This window comes from Streptomyces sp. NPDC048275 (assembly GCF_040652275.1).
Lineage (GTDB): Bacteria > Actinomycetota > Actinomycetes > Streptomycetales > Streptomycetaceae > Streptomyces.
In genome coordinates, this window is the sequence record NZ_JBEZLR010000079.1 from 29765 (window position 1) to 44822 (window position 15058).

Consider the following 15058-nt stretch of genomic DNA (forward strand, 5'->3'; position numbering starts at 1 on the left):
TCAACTCGTAACCTGGGCGCGCGCGAGGGCCGGTCAAGCCCTGGCGGCCGGCTTCGTGCCGGGGCGCCCGGTCGAGTGGTGGGGGAAGAACTCGGCCCCCGCAGCGACGAATGTGCGTGCTGCGGGGGCCACTTGAGGCCTGAGAGCGGCCTCGGGATTGTTTACTTCACGTCGACGTAGTCGCCCGTGGCGGCCTTCGCGCCCGTGGTGGACGTACCGGCGAAGTTGTAGCGGTAGGTGCCGTCGGCGGAGGCCTTGACGGTGGTGGAGAGGGCGCCGGAGGTGCCGGAGGTCACCGTCTTGACCGTGGTGTACGCCGTGGCGTTCTTGGCCTTGAACTGAAGCGTGACCTTCTGGTCCTTGTAGCCGGAGTAGGTGCCCGTCGCCCAGTTGGCGCGGGTCAGCGTGCCCTTGACGGTGAGGGTCTGGCCCTTCTTCACCGGCTCCGGGGTGGCGTTGACCGTGAGCTTGGCGGCGCGCTTGATCTGGGCGGTGCCGAGTCCGCCCCACAGGTCGTAGCTGTAGTCGAGGCTGATGTGGTCGTCGGAGTCGTCGACGTCCTGCTCCATGCGACCGTAGAAGCCGGCGACCTTCCAGGTGGTGGCGTCCGCCGCCTCGTACAGGTATTCCTGCGGGTCGAGGGCGATGACCTCCGTGCAGGACTCCGTCACCGTGGTGTCGGTCGTCGCCGTCGCGGTGCAGGTCGGGGCGTCCACGGGCTCCATCTCGTTCTGCATCCTCGAGAGGGAGGCGCCGCGGTAGAGGGCGATGCCCACGGCCGTCGTCTTGTAGTCGACGACGAGGTCGGCAGGGCGGGTCAGGGTGTACGTGATCGGGATGTTCACCGTGGCGGTGGTGCCGACGACGATCGCCTTGCCGCTGTTCACCACCACGTTGGAGAAGGTGAGGTCCGGCGTGGTGGCCGACGCGGACGGCACGGCCAGGGCGGACAGAGCCAGGGCACCGGACACGACGGTGCCTATGGCGAACTTGCGCATGAATTCCCCACATTCGAAGCGGGCCCCTGGGCGTTGAGCTCCAGAACAAGGGCGCGCTGTTGGGGTGACAGTAGACGGTTGCGGATGTGGCTGGAATGCGGGGGGCATGTGAAGGGGATTAATTCTGCTGCCGGGGTGGCGGTGCGCCAGGAGCGTGGTCCACGCCCATCACGGCTTCGTCACGATCGGTCGGCGTGCGGGTGGGGCAGGGGGGCAGGCTTTGTGACGATCCGTCCTGGTGGGGACGGTGGCGTGGCCGCGCCGCGTGACGGTGACCGGGCAGCTTTTCCGTCATCTTCACAGGATCGGGTTCCTATGATCCGCCGCATGAAGGTGAACCGTTTGGTATGGGGCGGTGATGGCGAGAACCGTTCGGTTCCGAGGGGGAGCTCCAAGGTGACTTCCGCATCGTCCTGCGCCTCGCTGTCCTGCGAGGCCTACGACATGGCCCGTCCCGAGGGGGACGGGGAGGGCGGGGATTCGTGATGGCGCACCTGAGACTGCTGATGGGTTGCTGGCGGTCGGCCGTGGTTCTGTGCGGCCCCCTGGTGGGCACCCAGTTGATCATCGCGCTCTGGCAGGACGGGTTCTCGTGGGCGAGCCTGGGCGAGGACGTGGGCTCCAGTCTGCTGGCGTGGGGAGTCGTCAGTCTCGTATGGGCGGCGCTGGGATGGCTGTCACTGAGGAGGCGGGCCCGTGGCGCGGGTCTCGAGTTCTCTGCCCAAGTGCTGAAGGAGAGGCAGACGCATCTGCTGCGTCCGGCGGCTGTGGCGGACGGGTGGCTGGAGCGGGTCCGCAGTGAACTGACCGCCTCGGAGCGGGTGTTCCTCGTTGCCGAGAAGGGCCAGGAGGAGATCCGGTTCAGGTGGCGGCCGGGCCGTTCCGAGTCGTCCGTCTGGGGGTCGCTCGTCTTCGACGCGGGTTCGGGCACCGTCCTGCTCGACCTCAGGGACGGAGAGGGCAACTGGGGGGTGGCGGGACTGCGCAGGGGAGCGTCCTTCGTCGCCGTGTGCCAGATCGCCCGGGTGGGGGGACTGGTGGGCGCGGTGTCCACACCGGGGGAACTGGAGAACTCACGTGGATGACCTGTCGTGGTACGGCGTTCGCTGCGTGTTCCGCCATCGTGACCTGGGTGTCTATGAGGAGCGCGTGACGCTGTGGACCGCCGGCTCGCCGGACGAGGCGATCGGCCGTGCGGAGGCCGAGGCGCTGGAGTACTGCGCGGCACTGGAGGACACCGAGTACACCGGCTTCGCCGAGTCGTTCCGGATGGACGGGGTGCCGGGGGAGGGGGCAGAGGTCTTCTCCCTCATGCGGGAGAGCGACCTGCCTGCCGACTCTTACGTGGGGAAGTTCTTCGCGACGGGGCGCGAGCGGATCAGCTGACGTCCGAGTGCGGGAGGACCCGCGCGGCGAAGTACGCCCAGGCGGTCGGGGTGAGGCGGAGTATCGGGCCGTCGGGTGTCTTGGAGTCGCGGATGGCTATGGTGCCGGGGATGTTGCGGGCGACTTCGACGCATTCGCCAGCGGTGCTGCTGTAGGTGGATTTGACGAAGTCGAACTTGTTCATGGGTCAGATCTCCTGGCGGATGGCGTCGATCAGCAGGGCTGAGTCGTGCTGGGCGAGGCTCAGCCGCGCCGTACGTTCGAAGAACGTGCTGTACGCGGCGCTCTCGGCCTCGTTTTCCATCCATACAGTAGATGCGATGGTGTCAGCATGGACCACGTCCACGGCCTCGGCTTCGGCGAACGAGACGATGGTGAACGGGCCTGGGATGCAAGGGTGTCCGCCCGCGTGGAACGGCAGTACTTGCAGGCGTACGTTCGGCAATTTGGTCACCTCCAGCAGTCGCTCCAGTTGGGCGCGCATCGTGCTGGGGCCGCCGATCAACTGCCGTAGTGCTGCTTCCCAGGTGACGGCGTAGACCTGGAGCGGGCGCTCGTCGTGCAGACGTGCTTGGCGGCGCATACGGATCTCGACGAGTCGCTCGATCTCGTCGGGGTCCTCCCAAACGCCCACGCCTTCGGTGACTGCCAGCGCGCGGGCGTACTCCGCGGTCTGGAACAGGCCGGGAACAAGGGAAAGTTGCCAGGTACGCACTCGGCTCGCGGCGTCCTCGAGTGCGATGTACTCGGACAGTGTGCCCGGATGAGGCGAGTGCTGCCACCATCCCTTGGCCTTGCGCCGTTCGCGGTCCAGCCTGGCCAAGTCCAGGAGCCGCGCCACTGCTTTGCGGTCCTCGGCGCCGTAGAACTCGCACAGCACCCGGATGTCCGGGTCCCGCATCGGCACCCAGCCGCGCTCCATCTTCACGATCTTGGTGCCGGTCGCGTTGATGGACTCGGCGGCCTGCTGCTGGGTTTTGCCTGCCGCGTCACGCAAACGCAGGAGTTCGCCACCGAGTCTGCGGCCAAGGACAGTTGACGCCCGGTTGCTTGCGGGTTGGGTCGATCGCTTCACGGTCACAGTCTGTCCCGCAAGGGTCACAGAGTCGACCACCTCCACTCTTTGGGGAATAACTTCCCCGAACCGATTGCCCCCGAGAAGAACAGGCCGCTACTTTCAGTGCGCAATGGATTACGCAGCGGATCCGCTTGGTGATCCCGATCGCACAGAGAGGTGCGTGTCCCTATGGCCGATGCCCCACCCGTCCTCCACGAGGACCGTCTCAACTACACCCCGCTCGCTGGCAGTGTCACCCTCGGCCGCCACAGAGCCGCACGGCTCGTCACGGAGTGGGGGCACCCCGCCCTCGCCGGAGACGTCGCCCTCGTCGTTTCCGAGCTGATGACCAACGCCCTGCTGCATGGCAGTCTCCGGGACCGACTCATTGGCGTACGCATCACGGCCACCGAATCCGTACTCCGGGCCGAGGTGAGTGACCCGCGCGGAGAGCGGCTGCCGTGCCCGCGGGCAGCGGAGGGCACCGATCAGTTCGGGCGGGGACTGTTAATCGTCGGGGTGCTGGCCCATCGCTGGGGGTGCGAGCCTCGGAGCGTCGGCAAGACGGTGTACGCGGAGTGGGATCTGCTCGCGGGTGCGGAGGAGCGACGGGAATGGCGCTAGCGTGGGCACGTGCCGTGAGGGCGCTGGACGAGCGGAAGGGACGGCCGATGACCATGCCGTACGCGGACGGGGACGGTCCGCTCATTCCCCGGCCCGAGCTCACACTCCCGGCACTGCGCCAGGCTGTGGCGACTGTCGCGCCGTCCCGGCTCCCCGAATTTTTCGAGGACCTCCAGAAGGCTTTCGTCCGGGCGGGCGACGAGGACAGCGTCGTACCGATCCGGATGTTCTACCGGGAATGGGGTGTTGTCGTCGAGATCGAGCGGCACCCGGAGACCGCACGCCGTCTGCACGCGGCGGAGCGGGCGATCAGTAGCCCGGATCCGGCCGCACGGGACCGTGCGATTCGCGAAGCCGGCGAGATCGTGCGCGCCGCGCATCGTGAGGTTGCCGGTGGCTGACTGGCACTGGGAGCCGTTCCAGGACGATCTGCTGGACGGGTTCCCGGAGGCGGCGCGGGCCGAGGCTGAGCGCTTGGCCAATGAGATCGCCGTACGTGAGTCCATGGTCTTCCTGGAGGGAGCCGCCTACACCGGCCCGGGGCCGGGCGTGCGGACCGAGAGCAGGGGACTGCTCATGCTCACGTATCTGACGGACGTGCGGGGCGAGCGGATCGTGGTGGTGCAGGTGAGCTGGTTCGGGTGACGGCTTCCAGCCGTATGACGAGAAGCCGCCGGGAGGCGACTGGACGGTTACTCCTCCGCCTCCAGGAAGGCAGCCGTCTCGAGCGTCGGGTACGGGACGGGCAGCGGCAACGGCTTGCCCAGGTCGACCTTGATCTCGGAGTCGTAGTACGCCTCGGTCGGGTCGTCGCCGGGGGTGATCGGTTCGGTGTAGCAGTGGGCTGTTTTCGCGCGGCGGTTGATCAGGACGTAGACGGGGACGCCGGCGGCGGCGTAGGTGCGGAGCTTGGGGCCGGTGTCCGTCCAGTGATGGGTGGAGGTGACCTCGCCGACCAAGGCGATCATGTCGATGGGATACCAACCCTTGTAGGTCTTTCGGTAAGACTTGTCGGCTTCGGTCGGGTCGCGGTGGAGGACGTAGAAGTCCGGGATGAGCAGAGCCGTGGTGTCGGCGTCCTCATCGGCGGCTCGGTAGCCGTTGCCCGTCCCTGTGTGGACGCATCCTGCGGCGTGAAGCTGGTAGCTCAGTTCGCCGGCTCCGTGGTTGTGTCCGTCATCCGCCAGTCGCGGCACGACGACCGTCTCCTCGACGTACTCGGGTCGAATCGGTGCCGCGCTCGCTTCCTCGAAGGCGATCAGCAGGTCGATGGGGTCTTGCAGGGGATCCGTGCCCGGTTTCGCGATGACGATGGTGCTCATCAAGGTTCTCCTCGTCGTGCTGGTGCGAGGCGCTCGCCTCGGGTGCCTCGGAAGAACCATGGGGCGGTCGGACGGCGCGCCTCGCCCGAAGGCCGGAGCTCTCACTCGAACGAGCGTGCTGAACCGTTCCGTTCCTCCCCGCACACGCCAAGAGGCGGCCCCCGGATCCCCGGGTGCCGCCTCCCTCGTGAGCCGTCCTACTTCGTCGTACTCGGCGGAGTCAGGGGCGAAGCCGCCGCCGACTGGGGTGAGGAGGTGTTGGCGAAGGCCGACGGGGCCGACATGCCCGCGGTCGGGTCCGCGGCCGGCTCGTCCGCCGACTGGGCCGGGATTCCGCCGACGATGCGGATGCCCTCCGCGTCGAAGGCGTACTTGATGCGCCAGCGCAGCTCACGCTCGACCAGCAGGGACTTGCCGGGCATCGTCTTTGCCGAGACGCGCACGACCATCGAGTCGAGGAGGACGCTGTCGAGGCCGAGGATCTCGATCGGGCCCCAGAGGCGCTCGTTCCAGGGCTCTTCCTTGCTCATTCGCCCGGCGACCTCGTTGATGGTGGCCTTCACCTTGTCCAGGTCCTCGGACGGGCGGACGGTCACGTCGACCCCGGCGGTGGACCAGCCCTGGGAGAGGTTGCCGATCCGCTTGACCTCGCCGTTGCGGACGTACCAGATCTCGCCGTTGTCGCCACGGAGCTTGGTGACGCGCAGGCCCACCTCGATCACCTCGCCGGAGGCGACGCCCGCGTCGATCGAGTCGCCGACGCCGTACTGGTCCTCAAGGATCATGAAGACGCCGGAGAGGAAGTCCGTGACCAGGTTGCGGGCGCCGAAACCGATCGCGACGCCCGCGACACCGGCGGAGGCCAGCAGCGGGGCCAGGTCGATCTCGAACGTGCCGAGGACCATCAGCGAGGCCGTGCCCATGATCAGGAAGGAGGCGACCGAGCGCAGGACCGAACCGATGGCCTGGGAGCGCTGGCGGCGGCGCTCCACGTTCACCAGCAGACCGCCGAGCGCGGTGCCGTCGACCGCCTGGGCCGTGCGGTTCATCCGTTCTATGAGCTTGGTGATCGCCCGCCGGACCGCCACTCTCAGTACCGCCGCGATCACCAGGATCAGCAGCACGCGCAGGCCGATCGCCAGCCACGTGGACCAGTTCTGCTCGACCCAGCTCGCGGCGTTGTTCGCGCTTTCCTGGGCGTCCTGAAGCGAGGGGACCGAAGGGTCGGTCGCCGAGGGGGACGGCGACGGGGTTGACCCTGCGGCCCGCAGGACGGTCGAGAACACGGCAGGTACCTCCAGGCGTAGCGGTCCGCCCGAGGCATGGGGACATGTGAGGGCACCAACGGGCAGAACCACCACACTAACGGGGCATCGTGTGTGGATCGTTGCAATGTTCGAGGGAGAGACCGTACTCACGTGGGGATGAAGGGGGTGTGGTCGAAAACACTCCCAGCCCGTTACCGGGACATGGTGGCGCTTCCACCAGGCAAGAGGAGAGACTGGCTGCAGATCGTCCCGGCGCGAGCCACGCGCCGCCGGCGTACAAGGAGGCATCCGTGCCGCATGTCCTGGTCCTCAATGCGTCGTACGAGCCACTCGGCGTCGTACCGCTCCGCCGCGCGCTCGTCCTCGTCCTGGAGAACAAGGCAGTCTCCTTGGAGGAATCCGGCGCCTTCATGCATAGCGCGACCGTTACTGTCCCCGCACCCAGCGTGGTCCGGCTGAAGAGGTTCGTACGGGTCCCTTATCGGGGGCCCGTTCCGCTGACCCGACGGGCACTCTTCGCCCGCGACGGCGGCCGGTGCATGTATTGCGGTGGCGTCGCAACCAGCGTCGACCACGTCATCCCGCGCAGTCGCGGGGGTCAGCACGCCTGGGACAACGTGGTGGCGTCATGCCGCCGCTGCAACCACACCAAGGCCGACCGTCACCTGGTCGAGATCGGCTGGCGCCTGCGCCATAAACCCGCCCCGCCGACGGGGCTCGCCTGGCGCATCATCGGAACGGGGCATAGGGACCCGCGCTGGCTGCCGTACTTGCAGCCGTACGGCGCGGAGGATGCGATGGCCCGGATCGACGGCATTTCTGCCTGACGATCCGGGCCTTCGTGTTGCGTCGTACGGCCCACCTGACGTGGTGTGTCGTACGGCCCCGCCACCCCGTTCCGGCTCCCCAGGAGGACCCCCGTGCCTCCCGGGGAGCCGGTCGTGCCCGCAGGTCAGGTGTAGCGCAGCTCCGCCGGGTGGACGGAGCGCCGCAGCAGCGGCAGCGAGCTGGCCGCGGCCAGCAGACAGGCCGCGTAGACGGCCACGGGCACCAGCAGCGGGAGCAGCGGCACCGATCCGCCGCCGTCGGCGAACGAGGCGTAGCCGGTGCTGATGGCCAGTCCTCCGACGCCGGCCAGCGCGACGGCGGGAGCAAGCGGCAGGGCGGTCTCCAGGAGCAGCGCCCGGCCCAGTACGGCGTGCGGCACCCCGGCGGCGGCCTGCGCGGCCAGCCCCCGGCGGCGGGTGGCCAGGGACTCGGCGGTGCCCACGGCGAGGCCGGAGAGGGTGATCGCGAGGGCGACCAGGATGGCGGCGCCGGTGAGGCCGACGCCGGTGGTGTAGAAGGACATGTTCTCGGCGCGGGACTCGGGACTGCGTCCGTACAGTTCGTCGAGCAGTACCTGCTGGATGCCCACGAAGCCGGTTCCCACGACGGTCACCAGCAGCACCGCCGCGTGGGTGCGGGCGGCGGCCCACGGATCGTCGCGCAGGCGTTCCGCCGCGATCAGCGTCGCCGGGTTTCCGGTGCGGGCCGCGAGGGAGCGGCCCGTGAGCCGGGCGGTGGCGCCGGTCAGCCATACGGCGCCCATGCCGGTGAGGATCACCACGGTGAAGACGAGCAGCGGAGCCGTGGTGTACCCGCGGAGGCTGTCCCTGGTCATGAGGAGCCCCATGACCAGGATCACCAGTACCGCCCCCAGGAACGCGGGGCCCGGTCCCCGGCCGCCGCTCGGGCGCACCCGCCGCACCCAGCCCAGCGGCGAGGCGACCACGCGGCGCAGCGCGAGCGTGCTCACCAGCGCACCCAGCACGGGAACGGCGACCGCGATCAGCGCGAACCCGGCCCAGACGATGCCGGGCGGGCGCTGCCACTCACGCAGCAGGAGCAGGGCGGAGAAGACCGTGGCGACCGCCGAGCCCGCGAGGCAGGCGAGCCCCGCCTCCAGCGCGGCGATCCGCCGCACCTGGCCCACCGAGGCCCCCGCCAGCCGCAGCCCGGCCAGCCGTCGATCGCGGTGCACGGCACCGATGCGGGCGCACTGCCCGAGGAAGCCCAGCACCGGGACCAGCAGGAGCAGCAGCGTGAGGACGATGCCCGAGCGCTCGCCCGGCTGCTCCAGCAGGCCGGCGGCGAGGGACACGTGGTACTGCCCCTGGAGCGAGGCGACCGCGACCGCCGCCAGGCCGAAGCCGGTGGCGAGCCCCGCGCCCACCGCCGTCAGCGTGACCCGCCACCACTCCCGCCGGTCGGAACCGCGGGTCAGCAACAGTGCGAGCCGGAGTTCGGTCTTCATCGGGACGCCTCCACGGAGGTCTCGGCCGCAAGGGCGTCCGCCGCGTCGTCGACCACGACCCCGTCCCGCAGCGCCACCTCGCGGTCCGCGTACGCCGCTACCCGGGCGTCATGGGTGATCAGCAGCACGGAGATGCCGGACTCGCGGGCGGTATGCGCCAGAGCGGTCATGACCTGCTCGCCGGCGAGCGAGTCCAGCGCGCCGGTCGGTTCGTCCGCGAAGACGACTTTCGGGCCGGTCACCAGCGCCCGCGCCAGCGACACCCGCTGGGCCTGGCCGCCGCTCATCTCGCCGGGCCGCAACGACTCCTGCCCGCGTACGCCGAACCGCTCCAGCCACTCGCCCGCGCGCTCCTGGGCGGCGGGGCGCGAGGCCCCCGCGAGCAGCAGGGGCAGCGCCACGTTGTCGAGCGCGGTCAGCTCCGGGATCAGCTGCCCGAACTGGAAGACCACGCCGAAGTCGGTACGGCGCAGCGCGCTGAGCTGATTCTCGGGAAGCCTGTCGAGGCGTTCGCCCCGGTAGTCCACCGAGCCTTCGTCGGGGTGGACGATGCCTGCCAGACAGTGCAGCAGCGTGGACTTGCCGCTGCCGCTGGCCCCGGTGACAGCCAGGATCTCGCCCGTGCGCAGTTCCAGTGAGGCGCCGCGCAGCGCCGGGGTGGAGCCGTGCGTCTTGACGAGGTCGCGGGCTGTCAGCACTGGACTGCCGGCACCGCTGGTGGTGCTGCTGGTACTGCTGCTCATGCTGCGTCGACCTCCGCGGTCAGAGTGGTGAGCCGGGCCGCGGTGGTGTCCATCCAGCGGAGATCGGCGTCGAGGTGGGTGAGGGCGTAGTCGGCGGACAGTACGGTCGCGAGATCGGCGCCGGGGGCCGTCTTCACCGCGGTCAGCTCGCGCATCCGCGCCATGTGCGCGGCGCGTTGCGCCCGCAGATAGCCGGCGGCGTCCGTCGAGGCGAGGATTCCGACGACGACCTTGGCGAAGATCTCGTTCGCCACGAAGGGTGCCGGTGGAGTGATCTCCCCGGTCCATCGGGCCAGTTCACGGGTTCCGTCGCCGGTGGAGCGGTACATCGTGCGCTCCGGACCGCCGTCCGAGTCGGTTCCCTCGACTTCGGCGAGACCGTCGCGGACCAAGCGCTGCAAGGTCGTGTAGACCTGCCCGTAGGCCAGCGGTCGTGCTTGCGGGAAGCGTTCGTCGTGCCGTCGCTTGAGGTCATAGCCGTGGTTCGGACCTCCGGCGAGCAGCCCCAACAGGATGTGACGGGTGCTCATGAAGATCAGTATGCACTGGATATATGTACTGAGTGAATAGTGAGCCGGGAAATCTCTGAAAATGCCGCGGCGGCCGGGGAGCCCGGGGTCTCGTCACCGGCGGAGACGGGACCGGAAGCGTGATCGGAAGTGTGACCGGAGGAGTGACCGGAAGTGTGACCACAAGCACGTTGTTCGTCCGTGTACGTCTGCCGTCGCGCCCGTTGGGTAGGGCTGCGGTAACCCGCTTCCAGCCGTACGACGACAAGGAGACCCCCGTGGCCGCATCGGCACACCTTCTGCTCTCGGCCCTTTCCAAACCCCCGGCGGAGCCTTCCGCCGTGCCCGATGTCTGTATCTTCGGCAGCTACAGCGCGGAGGGCGCCTGCGCCGAGCCGCCGCTGACCAGCGAACCTCCCCTCCCCGACGCCGAGCCGCTGACCAGCGAGCCACCGCTGGCCGACGCCGCGCACCTGACCAGCGAGCCCAGTTCCGCCGGTGCCGGCGCGGACGTGTCGGGGGTCTAGATGGCATCTCGCCCGTCCGACGGCCCTCGGGACACACCGCTGTCCCGGCTCGCCGAGCTGCACGGCGTCGCCACCTCCTACAGCCCCTCCCCGGACCGTACGGTCGCTGCCGCCGACGGCGCGGTCGTCGCGGCCCTGGCTGCGCTCGGCGTCGACGCGAGCACGCCGGACGCCGTTGGCGTGGCCCTCGCCGCCCGGGAGAGCGAGACGCGGGAGCGGCTGCTGTCGCCGACGGTGGTGTGCTGGGGCGGCAGCACGCCCGCCGAACTGGCCGCGCTGCCGGACGGCACCCGCCTGCGCATCACCACCGAACAGGGCGAGACCCGCGCCTCGGCCGAACAACTCCCGCCCGGCGTACACGCGTTGCACGCCACCGCCCCCGACGGCCGCACCGCCGACGTCCACCTCGTCGCCGCCCCCGCCCGGCTGCCCGCGCCGCCCGGACGCACGTACGGACTCCTCGTCCAGCTCTACTCGCTCCTGTCCCACCGCTCCTGGGGCATGGGCGACCTCGGTGACCTCGCCGAGCTGACCGCCTGGGCGGGCCGCGCCCTCGGCGCCGGATTCGTGCAGGTCAACCCCTTGCACGCGGCCGTACTCGGCGCCCCCACCGACCCCTCCCCGTACCGGCCCTCCTCCCGCCGCTTCCCCGACCCGGTGCATCTGCGGGTCGAGGACATTCCCGAGTTCGCCTACGTCGACGACCCGGGCCGGGTGCGGGCGCTGCTGGAGCGTGCCGCGCGACTGCGTGAGTCCGTGCTGGACAAGGGCGCGTTGATCGACCGCGACGCCGTGTGGGAGCTCAAGCGCGAGGCGTTGGAACTGGTGCGCGCGGTGCCGCTCGGGCCAGGGCGGCGGGCCGCGTACGCCGATTTCCTCGCGCAGGAGGGCGAGGCGCTGGAGGACCATGTCACCTGGTGCGCGCTCGCCGAGGTGTACGGCTCCGAGTGGCAGCGCTGGCCCGCGGGCCTGCGCGACCCCCGCTCGCCCGAAACCGCCCGTGCCCGGGGCGAGTTGATGGACCGCGTCGACTTCCACAGTCGGCTCGCCTGGCTCACCGACGCCCAGCTCGCCACCGCGCAGAGATCCGCGCGTGACGCGGGGATGGCGGTGGGGCTCGTGCACGATCTCGCGGTCGGGGTGCACCCGGGCGGGGCCGACGCCTGGGCGCAGCAGGAGTACTTCGCGGCGGGCATGTCGGTGGGCGCGCCCCCGGACGCCTTCAACGCGCGCGGTCAGGACTGGGGCCTGCCGCCCTGGCGCCCGGACCGGCTGGCCGCCTCGGGCTACGCGCCCTACCGCCACCTCCTGCGCGCCCTCTTCCGCTACGCGGGCGCCCTGCGCATCGACCACGTCATGGGTCTGTTCCGGCTCTGGTGGGTCCCGCAGGGGCAGCCGCCCACGGAGGGGACGTACGTCCGTTACGACGCCGAGGCGATGCTCGCGATCCTGACCCTGGAGGCCTCGCGGGCAGGGGCCCTGGTGATCGGCGAGGACCTCGGCACCGTGGAGCCGGGGGTGCGCGAGACGCTGCAGGAGCGCGGGGTGCTCGGCACGTCGGTGCTGTGGTTCGAACGTGACTGGGACGGCGACGGACTGCCCCTTCCCCCCGAGCGCTGGCGTGCCGACTGCCTGGCCACCGCCACCACCCACGACCTGCCACCCACCGCGTCCCGGTTCAGCGGCGACCACGTCGAACTCCGCGACCGGCTCGGCCTGTTGACCGGTTCCCTGGAGGAGGAGCGGGCCGCGGCCGCGGCGGAGACGGGGGAGTGGCTGGCGGTGTTCGCCCGGCTCGGGCTGCTGCACGGTGCGGGCCGCGGGGGCGGTGGTGGCTCGGCGGTGCTGGAGGAGGCCGAGATCCAGGCCGTGCACCGGTTCCTGCTGCGTACGCCCGCCCGCATGATCGGCGTCTGGCTCCCGGACGCGGTCGGCGACCGCCGCCCGCAGAACCTGCCGGGCACCTGGGACCAGTATCCGAACTGGCGGCTGCCCATCGCCGACGCGGACGGTCGCCCGGTGACGCTGGAGGAACTGGCCGCGTCACCGCGGCTGCATGCGCTGATCGAGGTGCTGCGGGCGCGGGTGCGGGCGCGTGCGGGTGATGGAGGGGGCGGTGGCGGGGGCGGTGGCGGTGGTCGCGCGGCGCGCTGACGTCGGTGTAGGGCACCTCGTGATGCGTCCGTACGGCACCCCGGGCGCGCGGCTCGTTTAGGTGTTCGCTACGTTTGCACCGTGGACAAGAAGAACGCCCTGCGCGCCGGCGCCCTGGCTTCCGGTACGACGCTGATGATGCTGCTCATGTCGTCCCCCGCGCTCGCGGTGACGCCCGACGACGGTGACGACCCCGGTCCGGGCCTGAGCGTGATCGACACGCTCGGTCTCTACGTCGCCGCGCCGATCGTGCTGTTCCTGGTCATCGCGGGTCTCGTGATGGTCCTCGACAAGTCCGACAAGCAGCTCGGCCAGAAGCGGGGCTGATCCCGGAGGGCTCATTCCGGCCCTCTCCTCCATCGCTCCGTCGAGGGAGTCCGCGCATCCACCGGGTGCGCGGGCTCCCTCGACGTGTTTTCCTGGGTGCCTCCGACAGGTGCTCGGCGCTGTGAGATACGACGGTGAGAGCTCCGGTCGACGTCAGGAGCCGGCGTCAGCTCCGGCTCCGACGAGCAACTCGCGCAACAGGGCGGCCAGTTGGTCGGCCTGCTTCTCGTCCAGGTGGGCCAGGGCCGCCGTCTGGACGGCGAGTCCCGCACCGACCGCCTCGTCGATGAGCCGCAGCCCCTTGTCGGTGAGCGTCACCTGGAGTCCGCGCCGGTCGTGCGGGTCGGGGGACCGCCGCAGCAGCCCCGCGCGCTCCAGCTTGTCCAGGCGCCCGGTCATCCCGCCGGTGGTGAGCATCAGCGTCGCCGAGAGCTGCCGGGGCGAGAGCGCGTACGGGGCATCCGAGCGGCGCAGGGTCGCCAGCACGTCGAACTCCCCGCGCGAGATGCCGTACGGCGCGTACGCCTTCTCCATCCGGTCGCCCATCGTGCGGGCAAGCCGGTAGATCCGTCCGAAGACCTCCATCGCGGCGGTGTCGAGGTCCGGCCGCACGGTGGCCCACTGCTCGATGATCGCGTCGACGGGGTCCTTCGGGGTGCTCGTGCTCATGGGGGTGAGTATCCGCCCGTGGTCGGGTAGCTCGCAAGAAAGTAGCTTGATGGGAAGTGGGTGAGTGCTAAGCGACTTAGTTATAAGTAGCTTGCTGCTAAGTTAGTTTTCATGGCTGTCAATCGACCCACCCTCATAGCCCTCACCGCGCTGGCCCCCATCTCCTGGGGCAGCACCTACGCCGTCACCAGCGAGTTCCTCCCCGCCGACCGGCCCCTGTTCACCGGGGTGATGCGCGCCCTGCCCGCCGGGCTGTTGCTCCTCGTGTTGGCCCGGGTGCTGCCGCGCGGCGCCTGGTGGTGGAAGGCGACGACGCTGGGCGCGCTGAACATCGGCGCCTTCTTCCCGCTGCTGTTCCTCTCCGCGTACCGGCTGCCCGGCGGCCTGGCGGCGGTCGTCGGCTCGGTCGGGCCGCTGTTCGTCGCGGGGCTCGCGGCGCTGCTGCTCGGCGACCGCCCGACCCTCCGTACGCTCCTCACCGGCATCGCCGCGGCCCTCGGCGTCAGCCTCGTCGTCCTGAAGGCGGCGGACGCGCTCGATCCGGTGGGCGTCCTCGCCGCGCTCGCCGCGACCGCGTCGATGTCCGCCGGTACGGTGCTCACCAAACGGTGGGGGCGGCCGGACGGGGTCGGTCCGCTGGCGCTGACCGCCTGGCAGCTGACGGCCGGTGGGCTGCTGATCGTGCCGGTCGCCGTCCTCGTCGAGGGCACGCCGCCCGCGCTGGACGGCCGGGCGGTCGGCGGGTATCTGTACCTCGCGCTGGCGAACACGGCGGTCGCGTACTGGCTCTGGTTCCGCGGTATCGGGCAGCTCGCCGCGACACAGGTCACCTTCCTCGGCCCGCTGTCGCCGCTGACCGCGGCCGTCATCGGGTGGGCGGCGCTGGGGCAGGCGCTGACGCCGGTACAGGTGGCGGGGATGGTGGTGGCGTTCGGGGCGACGGTGGTCGGGCAGCTTGGGGCGGCTGGGGCGTCCGTGCGGGGCGCTGCCGCGGGGGCGGTGCGTGTGACGGCTCCGGTTCTGCGGAGGTAGGGGGTGGGCGCCTGTGGGGTGGTTTGTTCGCCCCCGCCGCCCCTACCCGTCCCATCCCTGGGGGCTCCGCCCCCAGACCCCCGCCAGGGGCGCTGCGCCCCCTGGACCCCCGCCAGGGGCTCCGCCCCCAGGCCCCCGCCAGGGGC

19 protein-coding genes are annotated in these 15058 nt (G+C 70.5%); 10 read left to right on the forward strand and 9 right to left on the reverse strand.

Annotated elements, in window-relative coordinates; all coding sequences use genetic code 11:
• Positions 1-161: 161 nt before the first annotated feature.
• Positions 162-998 (reverse strand): hypothetical protein, encoded by an 837-nt coding sequence (locus AB0D57_RS34470; protein ID WP_362082277.1) that lies wholly within the window; start codon positions 996-998, stop codon positions 162-164.
• A gap of 485 nt (positions 999-1483) precedes the next feature.
• Between AB0D57_RS34470 and AB0D57_RS34475 the strand changes: the two genes are divergently transcribed.
• Positions 1484-2083, forward strand: a complete 600-nt coding sequence (locus tag AB0D57_RS34475) for a hypothetical protein (RefSeq protein WP_362082280.1) — start codon at positions 1484-1486, stop codon at positions 2081-2083.
• Positions 2076-2384, forward strand: a complete 309-nt coding sequence (locus AB0D57_RS34480; RefSeq protein WP_362082283.1) for a hypothetical protein — start codon at positions 2076-2078, stop codon at positions 2382-2384. Before AB0D57_RS34475 ends, AB0D57_RS34480 begins: the two co-directional genes overlap by 8 nt.
• On the opposite strand, the gene AB0D57_RS34485 is transcribed toward AB0D57_RS34480, so the two are convergent.
• Both AB0D57_RS34485 and AB0D57_RS34490 read right to left on the reverse strand, forming a co-directional pair.
• Positions 2377-2568 (reverse strand): DUF397 domain-containing protein, encoded by a 192-nt coding sequence (locus AB0D57_RS34485; RefSeq protein ID WP_362082286.1) that lies wholly within the window; start codon positions 2566-2568, stop codon positions 2377-2379. The two genes, AB0D57_RS34480 and AB0D57_RS34485, sit on opposite strands and share 8 nt — an antisense overlap.
• A 3-nt stretch (positions 2569-2571) precedes the next feature.
• Positions 2572-3459, reverse strand: a complete 888-nt coding sequence (locus AB0D57_RS34490) for a helix-turn-helix transcriptional regulator (RefSeq protein WP_362082289.1) — start codon at positions 3457-3459, stop codon at positions 2572-2574.
• A 171-nt stretch (positions 3460-3630) separates the two neighbouring features.
• Between AB0D57_RS34490 and AB0D57_RS34495 the strand changes: the two genes are divergently transcribed.
• Genes AB0D57_RS34495 through AB0D57_RS34505 form a run of 3 tightly spaced genes read left to right on the forward strand, consistent with a single transcriptional unit; the run spans position 3631 to position 4710 of the window.
• Positions 3631-4065: an ATP-binding protein gene (locus AB0D57_RS34495; protein WP_362082292.1), complete on the forward strand. Its 435-nt coding sequence runs from the start codon at positions 3631-3633 to the stop codon at positions 4063-4065.
• On the forward strand, positions 4056-4466 hold the full coding sequence (locus AB0D57_RS34500; RefSeq protein WP_362082295.1) for a hypothetical protein: 411 nt from the start codon (positions 4056-4058) through the stop codon (positions 4464-4466). The genes AB0D57_RS34495 and AB0D57_RS34500 overlap by 10 nt, the downstream gene beginning before the upstream one ends.
• A complete protein-coding gene (locus tag AB0D57_RS34505) occupies positions 4459-4710 on the forward strand; it encodes a hypothetical protein (RefSeq protein WP_362082298.1) in 252 nt (83 codons plus the stop codon). The genes AB0D57_RS34500 and AB0D57_RS34505 overlap by 8 nt, the downstream gene beginning before the upstream one ends.
• Before the next feature lie 47 nt (positions 4711-4757).
• Here the strand turns inward: AB0D57_RS34505 and AB0D57_RS34510 are convergent, their stop codons facing one another.
• The gene (locus AB0D57_RS34510; protein WP_362082301.1) at positions 4758-5387 is read right to left on the reverse strand and encodes a Uma2 family endonuclease; all 630 of its coding nucleotides are present in this window, start codon (positions 5385-5387) and stop codon (positions 4758-4760) included.
• Between the two features lie 197 nt (positions 5388-5584).
• A complete protein-coding gene (locus AB0D57_RS34515; RefSeq protein ID WP_362082304.1) occupies positions 5585-6673 on the reverse strand; it encodes a mechanosensitive ion channel family protein in 1089 nt (362 codons plus the stop codon).
• 272 nt (positions 6674-6945) lie between these two features.
• Between AB0D57_RS34515 and AB0D57_RS34520 the strand changes: the two genes are divergently transcribed.
• Positions 6946-7482 carry an HNH endonuclease gene (locus AB0D57_RS34520; protein WP_266699227.1) on the forward strand — a complete coding sequence of 179 codons (537 nt, stop codon included), beginning with the start codon at positions 6946-6948 and terminating at the stop codon, positions 7480-7482.
• Between the two features lie 125 nt (positions 7483-7607).
• Here AB0D57_RS34520 and AB0D57_RS34525 read toward each other — a convergent pair whose 3' ends face one another.
• From AB0D57_RS34525 to AB0D57_RS34535, 3 genes are read right to left on the reverse strand one after another with little or no spacing between them, the layout of a single operon-like run.
• On the reverse strand, positions 7608-8951 hold the full coding sequence (locus tag AB0D57_RS34525) for an ABC transporter permease (protein WP_362082308.1): 1344 nt from the start codon (positions 8949-8951) through the stop codon (positions 7608-7610).
• Complete coding sequence (locus tag AB0D57_RS34530; protein WP_362082311.1) at positions 8948-9694, reverse strand: ABC transporter ATP-binding protein; 747 nt, start codon at positions 9692-9694, stop codon at positions 8948-8950. Before AB0D57_RS34530 ends, AB0D57_RS34525 begins: the two co-directional genes overlap by 4 nt.
• Positions 9691-10224, reverse strand: a complete 534-nt coding sequence (locus AB0D57_RS34535) for a PadR family transcriptional regulator (RefSeq protein WP_362082314.1) — start codon at positions 10222-10224, stop codon at positions 9691-9693. Before AB0D57_RS34535 ends, AB0D57_RS34530 begins: the two co-directional genes overlap by 4 nt.
• Positions 10225-10481: 257 nt before the next feature.
• On the opposite strand from AB0D57_RS34535, the gene AB0D57_RS34540 reads away from it, so the two are divergent.
• The 3 genes from AB0D57_RS34540 to AB0D57_RS34550 all read left to right on the forward strand — a co-directional run bounded on the left by AB0D57_RS34540 (position 10482) and on the right by AB0D57_RS34550 (position 13211).
• Complete coding sequence (locus tag AB0D57_RS34540) at positions 10482-10730, forward strand: hypothetical protein (RefSeq protein ID WP_362082317.1); 249 nt, start codon at positions 10482-10484, stop codon at positions 10728-10730.
• Positions 10731-12884, forward strand: a complete 2154-nt coding sequence (gene malQ / locus AB0D57_RS34545; protein ID WP_362082320.1) for a 4-alpha-glucanotransferase — start codon at positions 10731-10733, stop codon at positions 12882-12884.
• An 81-nt stretch (positions 12885-12965) separates the two neighbouring features.
• A complete protein-coding gene (locus AB0D57_RS34550) occupies positions 12966-13211 on the forward strand; it encodes a hypothetical protein (RefSeq protein ID WP_362082323.1) in 246 nt (81 codons plus the stop codon).
• Positions 13212-13364: 153 nt separating this feature from the next.
• On the opposite strand, the gene AB0D57_RS34555 is transcribed toward AB0D57_RS34550, so the two are convergent.
• Positions 13365-13880 carry a MarR family transcriptional regulator gene (locus AB0D57_RS34555; protein ID WP_362082326.1) on the reverse strand — a complete coding sequence of 172 codons (516 nt, stop codon included), beginning with the start codon at positions 13878-13880 and terminating at the stop codon, positions 13365-13367.
• Between the two features lie 111 nt (positions 13881-13991).
• Between AB0D57_RS34555 and AB0D57_RS34560 the strand changes: the two genes are divergently transcribed.
• Positions 13992-14912: an EamA family transporter gene (locus AB0D57_RS34560; RefSeq protein ID WP_362082329.1), complete on the forward strand. Its 921-nt coding sequence runs from the start codon at positions 13992-13994 to the stop codon at positions 14910-14912.
• Positions 14913-15058: the final 146 nt, after the last annotated feature.

Bases quoted from the DNA above. Each gene is read 5' to 3' on its own strand.
- AB0D57_RS34475 (WP_362082280.1), top strand. From the start codon at position 1,484: ATGGCGCACCTGAGACTGCTGATGGGTTGCTGGCGGTCGGCCGTGGTT.
- AB0D57_RS34525 (WP_362082308.1), bottom strand. From the start codon at position 8,951: ATGAAGACCGAACTCCGGCTCGCACTGTTGCTGACCCGCGGTTCCGAC.
- AB0D57_RS34530 (WP_362082311.1), bottom strand. From the start codon at position 9,694: ATGAGCAGCAGTACCAGCAGCACCACCAGCGGTGCCGGCAGTCCAGTG.
- AB0D57_RS34470 (WP_362082277.1), bottom strand. From the start codon at position 998: ATGCGCAAGTTCGCCATAGGCACCGTCGTGTCCGGTGCCCTGGCTCTG.
- malQ (WP_362082320.1), top strand. From the start codon at position 10,731: ATGGCATCTCGCCCGTCCGACGGCCCTCGGGACACACCGCTGTCCCGG.
- AB0D57_RS34495 (WP_362082292.1), top strand. From the start codon at position 3,631: ATGGCCGATGCCCCACCCGTCCTCCACGAGGACCGTCTCAACTACACC.
- AB0D57_RS34560 (WP_362082329.1), top strand. From the start codon at position 13,992: ATGGCTGTCAATCGACCCACCCTCATAGCCCTCACCGCGCTGGCCCCC.
- AB0D57_RS34500 (WP_362082295.1), top strand. From the start codon at position 4,056: ATGGCGCTAGCGTGGGCACGTGCCGTGAGGGCGCTGGACGAGCGGAAG.
- AB0D57_RS34555 (WP_362082326.1), bottom strand. From the start codon at position 13,880: ATGAGCACGAGCACCCCGAAGGACCCCGTCGACGCGATCATCGAGCAG.
- AB0D57_RS34535 (WP_362082314.1), bottom strand. From the start codon at position 10,224: ATGAGCACCCGTCACATCCTGTTGGGGCTGCTCGCCGGAGGTCCGAAC.
- AB0D57_RS34485 (WP_362082286.1), bottom strand. From the start codon at position 2,568: ATGAACAAGTTCGACTTCGTCAAATCCACCTACAGCAGCACCGCTGGC.
- AB0D57_RS34510 (WP_362082301.1), bottom strand. From the start codon at position 5,387: ATGAGCACCATCGTCATCGCGAAACCGGGCACGGATCCCCTGCAAGAC.